General features: G+C 62.9%; 14 protein-coding genes. 7 read left to right on the plus strand and 7 right to left on the minus strand.

From position 1 onward, the window contains the following. The first annotated feature begins 1 nt into the window (after position 1). The gene (treY, locus tag CQ14_RS04315) at positions 2-2791 is read left to right on the plus strand and encodes a malto-oligosyltrehalose synthase (RefSeq protein ID WP_057856699.1); all 2790 of its coding nucleotides are present in this window, start codon (positions 2-4) and stop codon (positions 2789-2791) included. A 4-nt stretch (positions 2792-2795) separates the two neighbouring features. On the opposite strand, the gene CQ14_RS04320 is transcribed toward treY, so the two are convergent. After that, entirely contained in the window at positions 2796-3107 is a 312-nt protein-coding gene (locus CQ14_RS04320; protein WP_057856700.1) for a polyhydroxyalkanoic acid system family protein, read from the minus strand. Between the two features lie 163 nt (positions 3108-3270). Between CQ14_RS04320 and CQ14_RS41870 the strand changes: the two genes are divergently transcribed. Further along, positions 3271-3435: a DUF3309 family protein gene (locus CQ14_RS41870; protein ID WP_082649702.1), complete on the plus strand. Its 165-nt coding sequence runs from the start codon at positions 3271-3273 to the stop codon at positions 3433-3435. A 132-nt stretch (positions 3436-3567) separates the two neighbouring features. Here CQ14_RS41870 and ligD read toward each other — a convergent pair whose 3' ends face one another. Next, positions 3568-6210, minus strand: coding sequence for a DNA ligase D (ligD, locus tag CQ14_RS04325; protein WP_057856701.1), 2643 nt, complete (start codon positions 6208-6210; stop codon positions 3568-3570). Positions 6211-6307: 97 nt separating this feature from the next. Here ligD and ku point away from each other — a divergent pair, with 97 nt between their 5' ends. The 4 genes from ku to CQ14_RS04345 all read left to right on the plus strand — a co-directional run bounded on the left by ku (position 6308) and on the right by CQ14_RS04345 (position 11101). Further along, positions 6308-7192: a non-homologous end joining protein Ku gene (gene ku / locus CQ14_RS04330; RefSeq protein ID WP_057856702.1), complete on the plus strand. Its 885-nt coding sequence runs from the start codon at positions 6308-6310 to the stop codon at positions 7190-7192. Between the two features lie 241 nt (positions 7193-7433). Then, positions 7434-9041 (plus strand): AMP-binding protein, encoded by a 1608-nt coding sequence (locus tag CQ14_RS04335; RefSeq protein WP_057856703.1) that lies wholly within the window; start codon positions 7434-7436, stop codon positions 9039-9041. A 173-nt stretch (positions 9042-9214) separates the two neighbouring features. Beyond that, the coding region (locus tag CQ14_RS04340; RefSeq protein ID WP_245320184.1) for a DUF2157 domain-containing protein at positions 9215-10156 on the plus strand (942 nt) is incomplete at its 3' end. Positions 10157-10486: 330 nt separating this feature from the next. Continuing rightward, positions 10487-11101 carry a GDYXXLXY domain-containing protein gene (locus tag CQ14_RS04345; RefSeq protein ID WP_057856704.1) on the plus strand — a complete coding sequence of 205 codons (615 nt, stop codon included), beginning with the start codon at positions 10487-10489 and terminating at the stop codon, positions 11099-11101. A 40-nt stretch (positions 11102-11141) separates the two neighbouring features. Here the strand turns inward: CQ14_RS04345 and CQ14_RS04350 are convergent, their stop codons facing one another. Continuing rightward, complete coding sequence (locus CQ14_RS04350; RefSeq protein ID WP_057856705.1) at positions 11142-11747, minus strand: pyridoxamine 5'-phosphate oxidase family protein; 606 nt, start codon at positions 11745-11747, stop codon at positions 11142-11144. Positions 11748-11943: 196 nt separating this feature from the next. Between CQ14_RS04350 and CQ14_RS04355 the strand changes: the two genes are divergently transcribed. Beyond that, positions 11944-12561, plus strand: a complete 618-nt coding sequence (locus CQ14_RS04355) for a glutathione S-transferase family protein (RefSeq protein ID WP_057856706.1) — start codon at positions 11944-11946, stop codon at positions 12559-12561. Positions 12562-12668: 107 nt separating this feature from the next. Here the strand turns inward: CQ14_RS04355 and CQ14_RS04360 are convergent, their stop codons facing one another. The 4 genes from CQ14_RS04360 to CQ14_RS04375 all read right to left on the minus strand — a co-directional run bounded on the left by CQ14_RS04360 (position 12669) and on the right by CQ14_RS04375 (position 18377). Then, positions 12669-14228 (minus strand): serine hydrolase domain-containing protein, encoded by a 1560-nt coding sequence (locus tag CQ14_RS04360; RefSeq protein ID WP_057856707.1) that lies wholly within the window; start codon positions 14226-14228, stop codon positions 12669-12671. Between the two features lie 101 nt (positions 14229-14329). Beyond that, a complete protein-coding gene (locus CQ14_RS04365) occupies positions 14330-15019 on the minus strand; it encodes a response regulator transcription factor (protein ID WP_057856708.1) in 690 nt (229 codons plus the stop codon). Beyond that, positions 15016-17733: a sensor histidine kinase gene (locus CQ14_RS04370; protein ID WP_057856709.1), complete on the minus strand. Its 2718-nt coding sequence runs from the start codon at positions 17731-17733 to the stop codon at positions 15016-15018. The genes CQ14_RS04365 and CQ14_RS04370 overlap by 4 nt, the downstream gene beginning before the upstream one ends. 41 nt (positions 17734-17774) lie before the next feature. Continuing rightward, entirely contained in the window at positions 17775-18377 is a 603-nt protein-coding gene (locus tag CQ14_RS04375; RefSeq protein WP_057856710.1) for a K(+)-transporting ATPase subunit C, read from the minus strand. Between the last annotated feature and the right edge of the window lie 24 nt (positions 18378-18401).

Here is an 18401-nt window from a genome sequence, read left to right on the forward strand (position 1 = left end):
AATGCCTCCGGCGATCCCGATCGCGACCTACCGCCTGCAATTGTCGGCGGATTTCGATTTCGGCGCTGCCGCTTCGGTGGTGCCTTACCTGAAGGCCCTTGGCATCACCCATCTCTATGCCTCGCCCTTCATGCGCGCCCGCAAGGGCAGCACCCATGGCTACGACGTCACCGACCACGCCCACTTCAATCCCGAACTCGGCGGCGAAGCCGGCTTCGAGCGGCTGAGCGCGGTGCTGCGGCAACACGATCTCGGGCTGATCCTCGACTTCGTGCCCAACCATGTCGGCGTGCATTTTGACGACAATCCCTGGTGGCTCGACGTGCTGGAGTGGGGACCCGCCTCGCCGCACGCGATATCCTTCGACATCGACTGGGAGCAACTGCCCTACCGCGCGCGCGGCGGCGTGCTGCTGCCGATCATCGGCTCCTCGTATGGCCAGGCGCTGGAAAGCGGCGAGATCGAGCTGCGCTATGACGCGAGCGAAGGCAGTTTCTCGGCATGGTACTTCGAGCATCGGCTGCCGATCGCGCCGGAACGTTACGGCGAAATCCTGCGCATGATCCTCAAGGAAGCGGATGCAGAAGAAAGCGCGTCCGGCAAGGCGATGCTCGCGCTGGCGCTGCGCTATCAGGGGCCGCGGCGTCCCAGCCGCAAGGAAGCACCAGACTTCAAGGCCGAATTGAAAGGCATCGCGGGAGCCGCCGAGACTATCGTACGCGGGCTTGCGGCCTATCGCGCCGGGCCGGATCGCGGCGCTGCAACGCTGGCGCTGCATCATCTGCTCGAACGCCAGCACTACAAGCTCGGCCACTGGCGGCTCGCTTCCAGCGACATCAACTATCGACGCTTCTTCGACATCAACACGCTGGCGGGCCTGCGCGTCGAGGACGCCGGCACGTTCGAAGCGATCCACCGCCTGGTCAAAAAGCTGATTGCCGAGGGAAAGCTCGGAGGATTGCGGCTCGACCACATCGACGGCCTACGCGACCCCGTGCAGTATTTTCAGCGCCTGCGCCGGCTGGTCCGCGAAGCACATGGCGGGCAGACCCGGCCGTTCTACGTGGTGATCGAGAAGATTCTCGGCGAGCACGAGAAGCTGCCATCCTTCGCCGGGGTTCATGGCACCACCGGCTATGAATGGATGAACGCGATCACCCAGGTGCTGGTCGACGGAAGCGGCCTGGAGCCGCTTGACGAGATCTGGCGGCAGATCAGCAACCAGTCGCCCAAACTCGAACCGATCCTGCGGGAAGCCAAACGCCGCGTACTGGAAACGCTGCTAGCTAGCGAGTTCACAGTGCTGACGCGGCTGTTGGCGCGGATTGCCAGCGGGCATTACTCCACCCGCGACTATTCCGCCGACAGTCTGCGGCAGGCGCTCGAACTCTACGTGCTGCACTTTCCGGTCTATCGCACCTACCTGACATCGTCGGGGCCATCCGCGCATGACCGTCAGTTGATAGCAGGCGCGATCGAACGGGCGCGCGCCGACTGGTTTGCCGCCGACGACGGCATCTTCGACTTTCTCCGCGACGCCCTGACAATGGATCTGATCAACCCCGGACGGGCGCACCACAGCGCGCCGCGCGTCAGGCGCTTCGCCTTGAAGGTGCAGCAGTTCACCGGACCGATGATGGCGAAGTCGCTGGAGGACACGACATTCTACCGCTACCATCGGCTGCTCGCCCTCAACGAGGTCGGTGGCGACCCTGCCGCAAGAGCGCTTTCGGCCGGCGAATTTCACGACATGATGCGGACCCGCGCCAGGGAATGGCCGCATGGGATGACGGCGACCGCGACGCATGACACCAAGCGCGGCGAGGACGCCCGTGCGCGGATCATGGCGCTGGCCGAAATGTCAGGCGAATGGACCAGCACCGTGGCGCGATGGAAATTGCTCAACGCGCCGCATCTTCTGGTCGACGGCGAGTTGCGCGCGCCGTCGGCGACATCAGAATACATGCTGTATCAGGCATTGCTGGGAGCATGGCAGCCGGACGATGTTTCGCTTACCGAGCGGATGCAGGAATATGCGCTGAAGGCGGCGCGCGAAGGCAAGCAGGAAACGAGCTGGCTCAATCCTCACACGGCCTACGAGGGCGGTGTAAAAGATTTCATCGCGAAAATTCTCGATCCGTCGCGCTCGGGTGAATTTCTGAATTCCCTGCAATCGCTTGCGCAGCGCTTGTCGCTGCTGGGTGCACTGAACTCGCTCAGCCAGATCACGCTGAAAGCTGCGATGCCGGGCGTACCGGATTTTTATCAGGGCACCGAGCTCTGGGATTTTTCACTGGTCGACCCCGATAATCGGCGGCCGGTCGACTTTGCCGAACGCACGGGCCGGCTCGGCGCGCTGGAGAAATGGGATTGGGACCGGCTGACGCCAAATTGGCCGAACGGGCATTTGAAGCTGGCGTGGACGCGGCATCTGATCAAGCTGCGGACTGAACTCGCCGATGTATTCACGGACGGCGACTACGAGCCTTTGGAAGTGAGCGGCCCGCATCGCGACCATTTCATCGCCTTCGCCCGGTGGCGAGGTCCCGCAGCCGCAATCGCCGTCGTGACGCGATGGTTTGCACCGTTTACCGACGGCGGCAGGCATTGGCCCGCTCCGGAGAAATACGACGCCGCGCTGAACGTCGGCGGCTATGCGGTGGAAGGTTTTGCCGATGCCGACGCTGCGCAATTGCGCCTGTCAGACCTGCTGACACATCTGCCGGTCGCGGCGCTGAAAGCCAGGTTCACCGGCGCCGCAAAACCGTCTCCACGGCGCCGCCGTGGCTAGGGCATCAGTTTTTCTTGGTAAGCAACAACTGGCCCCGGCTGCGGATCGCGGCCTGTGCGGCCTCCGCAAAGCGCTGCAACAGCCATGGCAGCACCACCTCGACCTGCACATGATCGTCGGCGACGTCGACATGGCCCGCCGCGCCCTGCCCGAGGGCGCGCACGCGGAAGATCATGCGGTTGTCTTCCCAACGCTCCTCATCGACGCTCAGCATCGGCACGCTGGACGCGGCGCGCGATAGCCCCGTCTTGAGACGGCGCATCGCCTCTTCGCGCCCCAGACTATGCGGGATGGAAACCACCAGCGGTTTGGTCATCGCAAAATCCCTCTCTCATCTAACTGCATGTAATCGCACACGCTTCGAATGGAAGAGCCGCGCCCATTATGGCGGTGCAAAACGGAACTTAGATGACTCCCGGTTGTTGGTCCCCGTGAAGGGCAGAACATGCAGAACGCCCGCTTGGGCTGAGGAGAGACTTATGTCTATCGGCACCATCATCCTGATCATTCTCATCATCGCCTTGCTCGGCGGATTCAGCGGCGTCGGCGGCGGTCCATTCTATGGCACTGGATATTACGGTGGCGGCGGATTGGGCCTCGTGATCGTGATTCTGTTGATCCTGTTGTTGCTTGGGAAGCTGTAGATAACGCACAGAATCGTAGGGTGGGCAAAAGCGCGAAAGCGCCGTGCCCACCTTTCTTGTTGCACTGATATTGGTGAGCACGCTTCCGCCTTCGCGCACTGAGCCACGGCGAGACAAGTCGCGTTGCTCACCCTACATTGAAGCCAGCTTCTTCATCGCGGCCTTGATCGAAGCAGCCGCGTCATCGTAACCCTCCCACGCTTTCGTCTTCACCAGCAGCGAGGGCACGGTACGGACCGTGTACTTCTTCGGATCGAGATCACCGCGCACCTGCGTCCAGGTCAGCGGCATCGAGACGGTAGCGCCCTCGCGGGCGCGCGGCGACAGCGCGGCGACCGCGGTCGACATCCGGTCGTTGCGCAAGTAATCGAGGAAGATCTTTCCCTTGCGCAGCTTCTTCGACATGTTGAGCAGGTAGCGCTCGGGATCGTCGTTGGCCATCCACTGGCAGATGCCTTGCGCGAACGCCTTGGCTTCCTTCCACGTCACCTTGTCCCTTGCGCCATGGAGCAGCGGCGTCACCACGTGTAGCCCCTTGCCGCCGGTGGTCTTGCAGAAACTTTCGAGCCCTACGGCGGCCAGCCGCTGGCGCATATCTTTCGCCGCCTCGATGACATCCAGGAATTCGACATTGGGCGCCGGATCGAGATCGAACACCAGCCGGCCCGGTGTGTCGTAAGCATCGGGCGCGCAATTCCAGGGATGCAGCTCCAGCCCGCCGAGTTGCGCCACCGCGGCCAGTCCTTCGATCCGGTCGATCTGCAGATAGGGCTTGCGGTCGCCAGAAACCTTCACCAGCTCAAGGAGCTTCGAACCGCCCGGCATGGCGTGGCGCTGAAAGAAAGTCTCACCCTTTATGCCATCGGGCGCACGCAGCACCGAGCATGGCCTCCCCCTGATATGGCCGATCATCCATTCGCCTACCGCCTCGAAATACTGTGCAAGGTCGAGCTTGGTGACGCCTTCGCCGTCGCCGCCGTCAGGCCACAGCGCCTTGTCGGGCTTGGAAATCACAACGCCCAGCACCTCAGAAGATTTGGCCGACGATTTCGGCGATCGCGCCACGGGCGTTACAACTTGGGTCATGGCAGGCCTCTCCGCGCGTACTTCCGTTGCCGGCTTGTCCTGACGCAGGCCCTTGAACGCGGCCTGCCGGATGTTGCCCCCATCGGTCCAGCCGGCGAACTCAACCTCGGCAATCAGTTCGGGCTTCAGCCAGTGCACATCGCGTGTCTTCTTCGGCGCATCCTTGCCGCCGAACGGGCTCTTGTCCGATGCCGCCGCCTTCAGCGCCGGTAGGATGCGGCGGACCGTATCCTGGCTGAAGCCGGTACCGACCAGGCCGACAAAGGCGAGATGGTCATCGCGATAGACGCCTGCCATCAGCGAACGGAATTTGCCGTTGGTTGTCTTCCAGCCGCCGAGCACAACCTCCTGTCCGCCGCGGATTTTTGCCTTGGTCCAGCTCTCGGAACGTCCCGAATGGTACGGCGCAGCCAGCTTCTTGGAGACGATACCTTCGAGCGACAGTTTCCTGGCCGACTCCAGCACGGCATCGCCGCGCTCCTCGAAATGATCGACGTAACGGATCAGTCTTTCCTTCCCGTTTCGCCGCTCCAGCAGTCGCTTCAGCCGTTCCTTGCGCTCACGCAGCGGCAATTGACGCAAATCCTCCCCCCCGGCAAACAGCAGATCGAAGGCAAAGAAGATCAGGTCGCTGGTCTTGTCGTCCGCTATCGCCGCCTGCAAAGCGGAAAAACTTGGCACGCCGCTGTGGTCAAGCGCGACGATTTCGCCGTCGATCAACGCATCGGGCAACGCCCTGGCCGCTCGCGCGATGGCGCCGAACTTATCGGCCCAGTCCAGCCCTTTCCGGGTCAGCAACGCGGCATCACCATCCTCGATTCGCAATTGCACGCGGTAGCCGTCGAACTTGACTTCGTGACACCAGCCGTCCGCGTTCGGCGGTCGCTCAACCGAGGCGCAGAGTTGCGGCGCGACGAAATCCGGCATCTCGGAAACCTTCTTCGGTTTTGCGCCCTGCGCCGGTGCGCGGGATCTTGTTTCGAGACTGGATCGCAAGGCCGCCGTTCTGCCCCTGGCGCGCGCCTCCGCCGCATCGCCACGGTTCGAATGCCAGACCGCGTCGGCTTTGGTCTTGCCCTTGGCCAGCATGAACGGCTTTGGCGCCTTGCCCTTGCCTTCGGCAATCTGCGCCATCGATCGCCCCGAAGCGACGGAACGATCCTCTTCGAGGATGTCGTTGGCCTCGCCTTCGCGTGCGTATTCGTCGCGGTGCTTGATCAGAAGCCAGTTGGTGCGCTTGCCGCCGTAGCGGTCGCCCTTCATTCGCACCAGCACCCAGCTTCCGTGCAATTTGTCGCCGTGCAAGGTGAATTTCAGGTCGCCCTTCTTGAAGCCGCGATCGGGATCGTCGGCTTCCCAGGTGCCACGGTCCCATAGCTGCACGGTGCCGCCGCCATATTCACTGTCAGGAATGGTGCCTTCGAAGTCGCCGTAATCGAGCGGATGATCCTCGACCTCCACGGCAAGCCGCTTGTCGTGCGGATCGAGCGAGGGGCCGCGCGTCACCGCCCAGGACTTGAAGACGCCGTCGAACTCCAGCCGCAGGTCGTAATGCAGTCTTGTCGCATCGTGCTTCTGGATCACAAAACGTCGATGTACGGCGGGCGCGACCTTGACGTCGCCGGACGGCTCCGCCGTTTTGCCGAAATCGCGCTTCTTGCGGTATGTGCTGAGTTTCTTCAACGCCACGGCCAACCTCGACCATCAGGACCGCCCTGCCACGCAGGAACGAAAACCCATACTAACCGTTGAAGTTCCCAAACCCAACCCGCGCCCGGAGATTGCAATGGCCCCCCGCGCCTACTGGAAAGGCTCGCTGAAACTCTCCTTGGTGTCGTGCCCCGTCGTACTGTACCCGGCCTCGACATCGGTCGAGAAAACCCGTTTTCACATGATCAACAAGGAGACGGGCAACCGCCTGAAGCAGCAGATGATCGACGCCGAGACCGGCGACGTCGTCGAGAGCGACCAGAAAGGCCGCGGCTATGAGCTGAAAAAGGGCCAGTATGTCGAGATCGAAAAGGAGGAACTCGAAGCCGTCCAGATCGAGAGCAATCACACCATCGAGATCGACAGCTTTGTCCCGCGGGACGAGATCGACAAGCGCTATTACAATCATCCGTACTACCTTGCCCCCGACGGCAAGGCCGCGGTGGACGCCTTCGCGGTGATCCGCGACGCCATGAAGGATGAGGACCGGGTGGCGCTGGCGCGCATCGTGCTGACCAACCGCGAGCACGTGATGGCGATCGAGCCGCTCGGCAAGGGACTGCTCGGCACCACGCTGCGCTATCCCTACGAGCTGCGCGACGAGGACGACTTCTTCGAGGACATCAAGACCCCGAAGATCACCAAGGACATGGTCGAACTCGCGGGCCACATCCTGCAGACCAAGGCCGCCCATTTCGATCCGTCGAAATTCAAGGACGAGTATGAGGATGCGCTGAAGGCGCTGGTGCGACGCAAGGCTTCCGGCAAGACAATCAAGCTACCCGAGCCCGAGGAGAAGCCCGACAACGTCATCAACCTGATGGATGCGCTGAAGGCGAGCCTGAAGGGCAAGGCGGCCGCGAAACGGCGCGGGCATGGCTCGACCGCGCGGCGGGCGCCGGCGCGCCGGACGACAAAGCGAGCGCAACGGTCCGCGGCCCGGCACCGCAAGGCGAGCTAGCGCAGGTATAACCGTCATTGCGAGGAGCGCCAGCGACGAAGCAATCCATCCCTCCGCGCATGTGGAGCGATGGATTGCTTCGCTTCGCTCGCAATGACGGGGTTAGTGTCTCGGCTTGCTCCGAACACTTCGATCCCTTCAGCGACTTCCTATCCCGCTTGCATTACCCAGCACCAAAAGGCATTTTCCCCCTGGGAACTGACGCCACCGACAACAACGGCGCCGGACCGGGGAGGATTTGATGGCACTGACAACGTCGCACGTCGCTGGACCAACCACGCCTGCGGTACGCGAAATGACGTTCGGCGATCTCCTCCGCAAGGCGGCCGAGGCGGCGCCCGATCGCCTGGCCCTGATTGCGGGCGTGCCTGATCCGGCGCTGCGGCGGCAATGGACCTACGCGGAATTCTATCGGGAGGCGCAGCGGACCGCCCGCGCGCTGCTGTCCCGCTTCAAGCAAGGCGAGCGCATCGCGGTCTGGGCGCAGAATATTCCGGAATGGATGATGCTCGAATTCGGCGCCGGGCTCGCGGGCATGGTGCTCGTCACGGTCAACCCGGCCTTTCGCGCGCGTGAAGTGGAGTATGTGCTGAAACAGTCGCGCTCGGCCGGCGTCTTCGTCGTCAACGGTTTTCGCGGCAATCCGATGCTGGAGACGGTGCAGTCGGTGGCTGCGAACTGCCCCGAGCTGCGCGAGATCATATGTTTCGACGACTGGGATGCCTTCATCGCGGCAGGCGACGATGAGCGTATCACGCTGCCAGACGTTACTCCCGACGACCCCGTCATGATCCAGTACACCTCGGGCACCACCGGCTTTCCGAAGGGCGCCCTGCTCCGCCATCGCGGACTGCTCAACAACGGCGCCGACACCGCCGACCGGATGGGCGTCGATGCCGGCGACGTCTTTGTCACCACGATGCCGTTGTTTCACACCGGCGGCTGCGTCTGCTGCGTGATCGGCGCGGTATCGAAGGCGGCAACCCAGGTGTTGGTCGAGGCCTTCGAGCCCGGCCTCGTACTGGAAATGCTCGGAACCTATCGCGGCAATGCGATGCTCGGCGTGCCGACCATGCTGGTGGCAATGCTCGAGCACCCGACCTTCGCGGCGACCGATCTTTCGGCAGTCAAGGCGATCTGCTCCGGCGGATCCACGGTACCGGCCTCGCTGGTGCGGCTATTGGAAGAAAAGCTCGGCGCGCCCTTCACGATCGTGTTCGGCCAGACCGAGTGCTCGCCGGTCGCTGCGCAAACCCGCACCACCGACAGCGTCGAGGACAAGGCCAACACGATCGGCCTGCCGTTGCCCAATATGGAAACCAAGATCATCGACCCCAATACCGGCGAGACCGTTCCGATCGGAGCGATCGGCGAGTTCTGCACCCGCGGCTATCACGTGATGATCGGCTATTTCGAAATGCCCGACGCAACCGCCGCCGCGATCGATGCTGACGGCTGGCTGCATACCGGCGATCTCTGCGCGATGGATGCGCGTGGCTATTGCACGGTGGAAGGCCGGCTCAAGGACATGATCATCCGCGGCGGCGAGAACATCTATCCGCGCGAGCTGGAAGAGCTGCTGTTCAAGCACCCCAAGGTCGGCGAAGTCGCCGTGATCGGCCTGCCGCACGAAAAATGGGGAGAAGAGGTCGCAGCCTTCATTCGCCCGGCACCGGGGGCCATCATCGACAAGGACGAGATGATCGACTACATGCGCGCCGCGCTCGCCCCGCACAAGACGCCGAAACACTGGTACGTCGTCGACGCCTTCCCGCTGACCGGATCGGGCAAGATCCAGAAGTTCAAGCTGCGGGAAGCCTGCACCAAGGGCGAGATGACAGCGATCTGAAGATCGAGGTGCCATTCCAATACAACCGCAACGATGATAGTTTGGTCTGGCACTAGGGACCATCAATGCCGTGCCTGAACGCGATCTTGGTACTTGAGGCACCACGCCCAAGCATCACCTGCCGCCTGCCCCGCCCTTACGTCGTCGCACGGCGTACGAGCCGATAGGTCATTATGATGTTCGACCGAGCCTATCGGCAGCGCCTGGAAGCGGACCTTGCGCGATGGGAAGCCGATGGCGTGATTACGCCTGCTTCTCTAACAGCCATCCGCGCCGCCCTTCCCCCGCTCGCTCCCGGCATCAACATCGCGGTGGTGGTTGCAATCGTCGGCGGCCTGCTGATCGCGGCTGCATTCCTGGCTTTCGTCGCGGCGCATTGGATTGAGCTGGCGCGGCTGTTGCGTTTGGCCATGTTGTTTGCCGGCGTTCTCATCGCCGATGGCCTCGGCGCCTGGTTCGCCCGCGCCGGCCAGCCGGTGCTCGCTGATCTCTGCGCCGCCGTCGGCGCGCTCATCTTCGGCGCCGCGATCGCGCTGGTTGGCCAGATGTATCATTTGGGCGGCGACTTTGCCGGTGGCATGCTGCTGTGGGCGATGGGTGCGCTCGCGGCGGCGGTGTTGACCGGCTCGCGCGGCGCGCTTGCGGTGGCGCTCGCCGCCGCAATCATCTGGAGCTGGATGCGCAGTTTCGAAATCGACGTCCCGCATTTTGGATTTGCGGCGTTCTGGCTTGTGGCTGCTAGCCTCGCCCTGGCCTGGAACTCGCGCATGGCGGCGCATCTCGTCGCGGTCGCGGCAATTCCGTGGTGGGTCGCTTCTTCGCTTCAGCCTCAGCTTCATTTTCGGCCGTCGTTCATGCTCGCCAATGGTGCGGCTTTGCTGTTCGGCGGCGGGTTGGCGCTTGCCGCTTGGGCCTGGGAGCGCGCGGCCCGTGCAGGATCCGTCCTGTCGACCTACGGCGCTCTTGCGCTGGCGGGCGTCGCGATCATGGAAGCGGTCATGGCCAACGAAGTCTTCCGCGGCCACACCGGGTTGGCAAACCAGCCGCTTTGGATCATCTCATGCGGCGTCACCGGCGTGATCTTCGCCGTTGCCGCCGCCGTAACGGCGGGCCGGNGCGGGCCGGATCAGCACGGCATTCGCCGCAGGCGCAATCGGGCTCGTCCTCGCTGCCGCGGCCGCATGGACGCCGCAGCAATCGGGTGATCCGTGGCTTGCCTATGCCGCCCTGCTCTGCGCCATGCTCTGCCTTGTCGTTTCCGGCATGCTGGACGCCACCCGCCCGCGGATCGTCGCCGGCTGGCTCGGCATCGCGGGAGTCATTGCAGCCATCACGTGGGCGGTGAAGGGCTCGCTGTTGAATCGCTCGATATTCCTCGCCGCGGCCGGCGCTGTCGCTGTTGCCCTTGCCTTGGTCCTCAATCGCTTCGTGCCGAGGGCTCGCGAATGATTACAGGCCCCGCTGCATCCCTCGCTGCACGCTGGTCGCGCATTCCCAAATTCGTGTTGTTCGGCGTCGCCGCGCTGGTTCAGATCGCGCTGCTAGCCGTGATGATCATCGATCGGGTTCAGGTTCTGCGTGAAGGCACGGAAGTGACCTTGCAAACCCGCCCCGTTGATCCCAGGGATTTTCTGCGCGGCGACTACGTCGTCCTGGGCTACGACATTACGCAACTGCCGGCGGGGCCGCTTCAGAACCAGCCCTCCGGCGAACGCCATCCGCCGGTGTACGTCAAGCTCACGCCCAATCGCGATGGCGTCCATGAGCCCGTCTCGGTCCATGCCGCCCCTGTACCGGTTGCGAGCCCCGAGGTGTTGATTCGCGGCCGCGTCACCTATGGCGCCAGCTGCGGCTCGAAGTCAGACGCATTCTGCGAAAAACTCACGATTCGCTACAACCTCGAAAGCTATTTCGTTCCCGAGGGTGAAGGCCGGAAGCTCGAAGATGTTCGCAACCAACGCAAGCTGCTGGTCGTCGCGGCAGTCCTGCCGTCGGGACGCGCCGCCATCAAGCGCCTCTTGATCGACGGCAAGCCGGTCTATGAGGAGCCGTGGTTCTAGCTCCGCTTCCGCGACCTCACGATTTCACGCGCAGTCGCCGCTAGCCCTTGAATGTCGGCTGCCGCGGATGGATGCAATCCTTGAAATCCGCAAAACCTTTCCAAGCCGGCTCCGGCGCTTCCTGTCCGGCCTGCGGCACATAGATCGATGGCTCGATCGCGCCCATCGTCGGAATATAGCGCGGGCAATTCGGAAAGATCGCCCGCGCGGTCACGCGCACGATGAGCTGCGCGCCGACGGTCTCCGCCAGCAGCGGATCGTTATCGCTCACGCTGGCGCTGCCGTTGACCCGCAAACGTTTCGGCTTGTCGTGCATCGCAATGAACAGCAGGCCGACATCGGCATTGACGACGATGTTGCCGAGGCTCTTGAACATGCCGTTGCCGTCATAGTCTGGGAATGCGAGTTCGGAAGGCCCGGTGATGCGCACAAAGCCGGGCGCCCCGCCCTTGAACGAGCAATCGGGCCGGCCCTCGGCGTCCGCCGTTGCAAGAAAGAAATACGGCAGGCTTTCGATGTACTGCTTGTCGTCAGCGGTGAATTCCTTGCGCATCAGTTTCTCTTCCAGCCGGTCCGAAATCCGGCGGCTGTCGAACCGATCCTGCAATTGCCGGTTACCTTCGTGATACATGACGCTCTCGGCCATGGCGTTGCATCCTTCCGATTCATCCGGGCGCGTGTACCCGGTGGTCACATCCCGACGGTGAGCTTACCATTTTATCGTGAGACCGCATGCGGCAAAGCTGACCCGCGCGACAGATACAATACGGATCGTTTCGCGAGCTATCGCTGTCAGTTGAAAACGGGTAAGTTCATCATCCGCACTACGGGGAGTTCCACCGATGTTGCAGCTTTACGGAAACTCGAAATCGCGCGCGATGCGGTGCCTGTGGATGCTTGAGGAAGTCGGCAGGCCGTATCAGCTGGTAGAAAAAACGACGCGTGCAGACGATCTGCAAACCGCAGAATATCTACGACTGAACCCGAATGCCCGGATTCCGACGCTGGTTGACGGCGATCTGGTGCTCTGGGAGTCGATGGCGGTCAATCTCTACCTCGCGCAAAAATATGACGGGCCGATGCACTGCACCAGCCCGGAAGTGCTCGGTCTCGCCGCGCAGTGGAGCTTCTGGGCGATGCTGGAGGTTGAACATCTGCTGCTCAATCTTCTGGAGCACCGCGCGCTGCTGGCAGAGTTTGCGCGCGATGCATCCGCGGCGGAGCGGAACGAATTGCTGCTGAAGAAGCCTCTGGGCGTGCTGAACGACGCCTTGGCCGGATGCGATTATTTGGCGGGGAACGGCTTTACGGTCGCCGACCTCAACGTCGCGAGCATCCTCGTATGGGGCAAGATGGCGCGACTGGATTTTTCCGCTTACCCGAACCTGACACGATGGCTGAACGCCTGCCTGGCAAGACCTGCCTTTGTGCGCGTGCGCGAGCAGGCTCGCCGCAAGTAGCCGCCACGATCTGATCAATCCGGCGCGCGCAGCCGGTAGCCGATGACAGCTTCGGCGAAAGTGATTTCGACGATGGAGGATGGTTCAGGCCACAGAGCGGCCGCCTCTCACTCCTTCACTTCGCCATACAGCGTTGCCTTGGTGCCATCGGTATTTTCAAAGGCGATTTCGACCTTGTTGCCATCGAAAGCGAGAATCCAGAGCTGCGTTTCGCTGCGTCCGAGTATTCGGCGCTCCAATGCAAATGTACGTTCGTCGAGCCAGCGGCCCTTGGATGCATTGATCCCGTAATTGACCGGCGGGCTCCTTCGAAAAATCCCGTCAAGGCCCAGAAGCCCCGAAAAGTGTCCCGCAGGCTGGTCTACCGCTCCAGCATAGGTGGTGATTTCCCAGAACGGATCCGGACCGACGAGGTTCAGCGCGAATGTGTTTACTCTCAGCGTATTGCTGCCCACTTGATAGGTCTTGCCCGATATCTGTTTCGCCAGCTCGGGGGTCTTGCCGAGCGGTGACGGGCGCTCAATGGCAGCTTCGCGAACCGATGCTGCGAGCAGGGATTGCGCGACGGCGTCGGGTGGCAGCGGCTGGTCCGATTTGACCGCGCCGGCGATATCATCGATCAGCCTGATCGTTGGATAAAACTGATCATCGCGCAGAATGCCGGTCATGACGGCAACGATATCCAGCTTCGGCAGGACGAGGATCAGTTGGGAATGACGACCACGCGCCATGTAGGCGCCCTTTTCGGGCAGCGACCACCACAGATTTGCGTAGTGAAATCCGAAAGTCGCCTTGACCTTTCCTTCCCTGGCCTGATCGACCCACGATGACGGAATGATCTGCTTGCCCTCCCACATTCCATTACGGAGGTAGAGATAGCCAAACCGGGCCATGTCGTGCGGCGAAAGCGACAGTCCGGCTTCGCCGTCGATGACTCCCTGGGCATCGGGCCGGCCCCAGCGGGCGCTGGTGACGCCAAGCGGCCCGAACAGCTCCTTCTTCGCAAAATCCAGTGCGTTCTGTCCGGTTTTCCGGTTGATGAGCGCGGACAGCACGTATGGATTGCCGCTGTTGTAATAGAATTTGGCGCCCGGACTATCCGACATCGGCTGGCTTAGCACGAATGCAGTTCGATCCGGCGCCTGATACATCCGCATGAGGGTCTCATCGGGCGTATAGGATTTCTCCTGCCACTCGATGCCCGAGGTCATGTCCAGCAAATGCTGAACGGTAATCGCCTTCTTGGCTTCGTCGACGTTGGGAATTCGCTTGTCGGCGAACAAATCCATAATTGGATGGTCAACGCTGTCGAGCAGGCCTTGCTTGATTTCAATGGCCGTCAATGTGCTGACAACGCTCTTGGTTACCGATCGCAGGTCGTGGGTAATGTCGGGCTGATACGGCGCATAGTAGGCATCAAGCACGACCTTCCCGTGCCTGACGATCAGCAGGCTGTCCTGCTTGTAGCCGCCCACGGTTTCCACGAGCCGGGCCAGCGTACCGGACTGCATTCCCTGCTCTTCGGGGGTTGAGACCGGCCAGGCCTTTGTGGGCCATGCCGCTTCCTGAACCTGATTATCCGCCGTGCCCGCAATCGAACCGGAGGTGATGAAACATTGAAGCCCGGCGAAAAACACTACGGCTGTCGCGTGACGCAGACGCATCATCGTGGTTCTCCCCCTATGATCGCACTATCGTCTTGGCCTGAAAACTTTCCTCAGTAGAGCGTTTCCTTTGACGCTACGCAAGATTGTTTTCATGCGCCCCCTCAATCCGGCGCTCTTAATCGATACCCGATCCCCGTCTCCGTCAGCACGAACTGCGGACGCTCGGGGTCGGCCTCGATCTTCTGCCGGAGCTGGCGGACATAGACGCGCAGATATTGCGCGTCCGTCAGTTCGTCCCACAGCTCTTTCAGCAGGAAGCGATGGGTCAGCACCTTGCCGGCATGCTGCACCAGGACGCGCAGCAATTCGTATTCCTTGGGCGACAGCTTCACCTCGCGCTCGCCGACCTTGACGATACGGCGGACCAGATCGACCGAGAGATCGCCCGCGCGAAACACCGGCCGCTCGCCCTGCACCTGCAATTGATGCCGCAGCGCCGCGCGCATCCGCGCCAGCAGCTCATCCATCCCGAACGGTTTTGTCAGGTAATCGTCGGCGCCGAGATCGAGCGCCTGCACCTTGCCGGCCTCGTCGCCCCGGCTCGACAGCACCACGATCGGCACGCTTTCGTTGCGGCCACGGATCATACGCAGCAATTCGTGGCCCTGGATGTCCGGCAGGCCCAGATCGAGGATGATCAGCGCCGGGTTCTCGGCGAGCTTCTCCAGCGCCAGCTTGCCGTTCGAGGCTTCCAGGATGTCATAGCCTTGCGTGCTCAGCCCCATCCGCAGCAGCTTGCGGATCGGCGGCTCGTCGTCGATGACCAGGACCTTGATCGCGGGCGCATTCATGCGGCGGTATCCAGCGCGCTGTCGGTGGCCGGGACCGGCAGCCGAATTGATATCACCGCCCCGCTGCGGTCGCTGCGGTTGGCGGCCGAGATCGTGCCGTGCATCGCCTCGACGAAGCCACGGGAGATCGCAAGCCCAAGGCCGGTGCCGGGACGGACGTGATCGCCCTTCTCGGCGCGGTAGAATTTGTCGAACACGCTATCGAGCTCCGCAGGCGGAATGCCGCTGCCTTCGTCGAGGATCTGCAGCGAGACGACGCCCTGATCGCGCGTTCCCCTGACCGAGATTGTGGTGCTGGCCGGCGCATATTTGGCGGCGTTGTCGAGCAGATTGAACAGCACCTGTTCGAACAGCACGGCGTCGATCTCCAGCATTGGCAGATTGGGGCTGAGCTCCAGCGACACCTTGTGATGCACGAGAATCTTCCCGGCCCGCCGCAGCGCGCTGCCGACGATCTCGCCGACGTCGTGCCGGGCGGTGTTCGGCACGACGGCCCCGGATTCCAGCTTGGTCATGTCGAGCAGGTTGGCGATGAAGCGGTTGAGCCGCTCGGATTCGTCGATCATGGTCGCAAGCAGTTCGTTCTTCTGCGCATCGTCGAGGCCGGAGCCGAGATCGCGCAGGGTTGAGGCGGCGCCGAGCACGGAGGCCAGCGGCGTTTTCAGATCATGCGAGATCGAGGTCAACAGCGCGCCGCGCAGCCGGTCGGATTCCACCGAGCGCTTGACGCGATCCATGTCCTCGACCAGCAGCACACGCTCGATCGCGAGCGCTCCCTGATCGACCAGCGCATCCAGCAGGCGGCGCTGATCCGGCGTCAGCAATGGTCCGGTGCGGTCGTCGTCGATGCCGATGACGCCGATCGCGCCGCGTCCGGTGCGCATCGGCTGGAACAATCGCTTCGCACCCGGCAGCGTGTCCGAACCGCGCCCGGCCGGACGATCATTGTTCCAGGCCCAGTTGGCGGCAGCGAGGTCGGCCTGATCGAGCTGGTCCTCCGGCGGATAGCCGGACTTCACGGTTAACACGCCGTCCTCCGGCAGCAGCAAGACCACGCGAACCTTCAGCATCAAAGCGGTTTGATAGGCGGTCGCCCACAACACATCGTCGAGCGTGGCGGTGCCCGCGAGCTTGCGGCTGAACGCGTAGAGCGATTCGGTGGTGCGCACCCGACCGATCGCCGTATCGGCCTGCGAACGGACTCGCGCCGCGACGTTGGAGACCAGAAGCGCGATCAGCATGAAGAAGAAGAATGCTGTAACGTTGACCGGGTCGGTGATGGTGAAAGCATAGACCGGCGGCAGGAAGAAGAAGTTGTAGCACAGCGATGCCGCGACGCTCGCCAGCAGCGACGGCCATAGGCCGAACCGGGCGGCAACGGCGACCACGGCGGTGAGGAACACCAGATCGACGTTCTCGATACCACCGAACAGGGGCTTGATCAGTGTGGCGGCGGCAAGACCGATCGCAACGAACAGGAGCGCCATCAGATAGGGCCGCGCCTCGAACGGCTCCTGCCGCGCCGCGGTCTGCACCGCCGCTTTCGCAACGCCCTCCTCGTCCCCGGCAATGACGTGGACGCTGATATTGCCGGATCGGCGCACCAGATCGTGCACGACAGAACCGCGCGTCAGTTCAAACCACCATGACCGGGTCGACTTGCCGATGATGATCTGCGTGACGTTGTTGGCATGTGCAAAATGGATGACGTCGTCGGCGATGCGGCGGCCGACGCCGGGAATGGTCAACGCTTCGCCGCCGAGCGCTTCGGCCAGCCGCATGGTGTCGGCCAGCCGGTCGCGCTGCTCGTCGGTCAGCTGCAGGCTGCGCCGGGTCTCGATGCTGATCGCAGTCCACGGCGCATGCAGCCGGTCTGCCAGCCGCCTGGTGTGGCGCACGAGGCCGGCCGCGCGCGGATCCTCGCTGACGCAAACCAGTATCCGCTCGCCGGCCGCCCAGGGACCGGCGATGGCGTTGGCCTGCATATGGGTGAGCAACTGCTCGTCGACGCGCTCGGCGGTGCGGCGCAGCGCCAATTCACGCAGCGCGGTCAGGTTGCCCGGCGAGAAATAATGCTCCAGCGCCCGCTCGGCCTGCTTGGGGACATAAACCTTGCCCTCCTTGAGACGCTGGATCAGGTCGTCAGGTGTGAGGTCGATCAGCTCGATGGCGTCGGCGCGGTCGAACACCTTGTCCGGTACCGTCTCACGCACCCGCACATGCGTGATCTGCGCAACCACGTCGTTGAGGCTTTCGATGTGCTGGATGTTGACGGCGGTATAGACGTCGATGCCGTGCGACAGCAGTTCCTCGACATCGAGATAACGCTTGGGATGGCGGCTGCCCGGCGCGTTGGTGTGGGCCAGCTCATCAACGAGAGCAATCTGCGGCCGACGCGCGATCAACGCATCGAGGTCCATCTCCTCGAGCGTCTGCTCCTTATACGCAAGCCGCCGGCGCGGCAGCACTTCGAGGCCTTTCAGCAGCGCTTCGGTTTCCGCCCGGCCATGGGTTTCGACGATCCCGACCACGACATCGGCGCCCGCCTTCTTTTTGGCATGGGCGCTTTGCAGCATCTCGTAGGTCTTGCCGACGCCCGGCGCCGCGCCGACGAAAATCTTCAGCCGGCCCGCGCGGCTGTCCTCGCGCCGGGCTGCCTCCAGCAAGGCCTCCGGCGAAGGACGTTGTTCGGGGTCGCGGCGGGTTTGGACCATGCGGCAATATAGTCCTCACCCGCCGGTGAGCCTAGCTGGTCTCATTTGGAAGCCTCGTCCAATGCCAGATTCAACGCCAATACGTTAACTCGCGGTTCGCCGAGCAATCCTGCCATGCGGCCCTGGGTGTGCTCCGCGACCAGTTCACGGACACGTGCTTCCGGCAGGTTACGGGCCTTGGCGACCCGCAGCACCTGGAATAGCGCGCCCTCGGGCGAGATATCGGGATCGAGCCCGCTGCCGGACGTCGTGACGAGATCGACCGGCACGGACACGGACGGGTTTTCGCCCCGGAGCTTCGCGACGTCTTCCTTGATCCGGTCAGCCAGCACCTTGCTGGTCGGGCCCAGGTTGGAGCCGCCGGAATTGGCCGCGTTATAGGGCGCGGAGACCGTCTTGGTCGAATCGGCCGGGTCCGGCGCCGAGGTGGCGGAGGGGCGGCCGTGGAAATATTTGTCGTCCTTGAACTCCTGCCCGATCAGGGCGGAGCCGATCACCTTGCCATCCTTCTCGATCAGGCTGCCCTGCGCCTGCTTCGGAAAGATCGCGCCGGCGATGGCGGTCATGGCGAGCGGATAGGCAAGGCCGGTGATCGCGGTGAGCAGGAGCAGGATGAGGATGGCGGGGCGGATTTCTCTGAGCATTGGTGGTCTCCATTAGTTCGTCAT

This window comes from Bradyrhizobium lablabi, from assembly GCF_001440475.1.
GTDB classification, from domain to species: Bacteria; Pseudomonadota; Alphaproteobacteria; order Rhizobiales; family Xanthobacteraceae; genus Bradyrhizobium; species Bradyrhizobium lablabi.

What these genes read in the sequence shown, in the direction of transcription:
- CQ14_RS41870 (WP_082649702.1), top strand. Translation starts at nt 3,271, where the DNA reads ATGTCTATCGGCACCATCATCCTGATCATTCTCATCATCGCCTTGCTC.
- CQ14_RS04360 (WP_057856707.1), bottom strand. Translation starts at nt 14,228, where the DNA reads ATGATGCGTCTGCGTCACGCGACAGCCGTAGTGTTTTTCGCCGGGCTT.
- CQ14_RS04350 (WP_057856705.1), bottom strand. Translation starts at nt 11,747, where the DNA reads ATGGCCGAGAGCGTCATGTATCACGAAGGTAACCGGCAATTGCAGGAT.
- CQ14_RS04345 (WP_057856704.1), top strand. Translation starts at nt 10,487, where the DNA reads ATGATTACAGGCCCCGCTGCATCCCTCGCTGCACGCTGGTCGCGCATT.
- CQ14_RS04375 (WP_057856710.1), bottom strand. Translation starts at nt 18,377, where the DNA reads ATGCTCAGAGAAATCCGCCCCGCCATCCTCATCCTGCTCCTGCTCACC.
- CQ14_RS04365 (WP_057856708.1), bottom strand. Translation starts at nt 15,019, where the DNA reads ATGAATGCGCCCGCGATCAAGGTCCTGGTCATCGACGACGAGCCGCCG.
- ku (WP_057856702.1), top strand. Translation starts at nt 6,308, where the DNA reads ATGGCCCCCCGCGCCTACTGGAAAGGCTCGCTGAAACTCTCCTTGGTG.
- treY (WP_057856699.1), top strand. Translation starts at nt 2, where the DNA reads ATGCCTCCGGCGATCCCGATCGCGACCTACCGCCTGCAATTGTCGGCG.
- CQ14_RS04335 (WP_057856703.1), top strand. Translation starts at nt 7,434, where the DNA reads ATGGCACTGACAACGTCGCACGTCGCTGGACCAACCACGCCTGCGGTA.
- CQ14_RS04370 (WP_057856709.1), bottom strand. Translation starts at nt 17,733, where the DNA reads ATGGTCCAAACCCGCCGCGACCCCGAACAACGTCCTTCGCCGGAGGCC.
- CQ14_RS04320 (WP_057856700.1), bottom strand. Translation starts at nt 3,107, where the DNA reads ATGACCAAACCGCTGGTGGTTTCCATCCCGCATAGTCTGGGGCGCGAA.
- CQ14_RS04355 (WP_057856706.1), top strand. Translation starts at nt 11,944, where the DNA reads ATGTTGCAGCTTTACGGAAACTCGAAATCGCGCGCGATGCGGTGCCTG.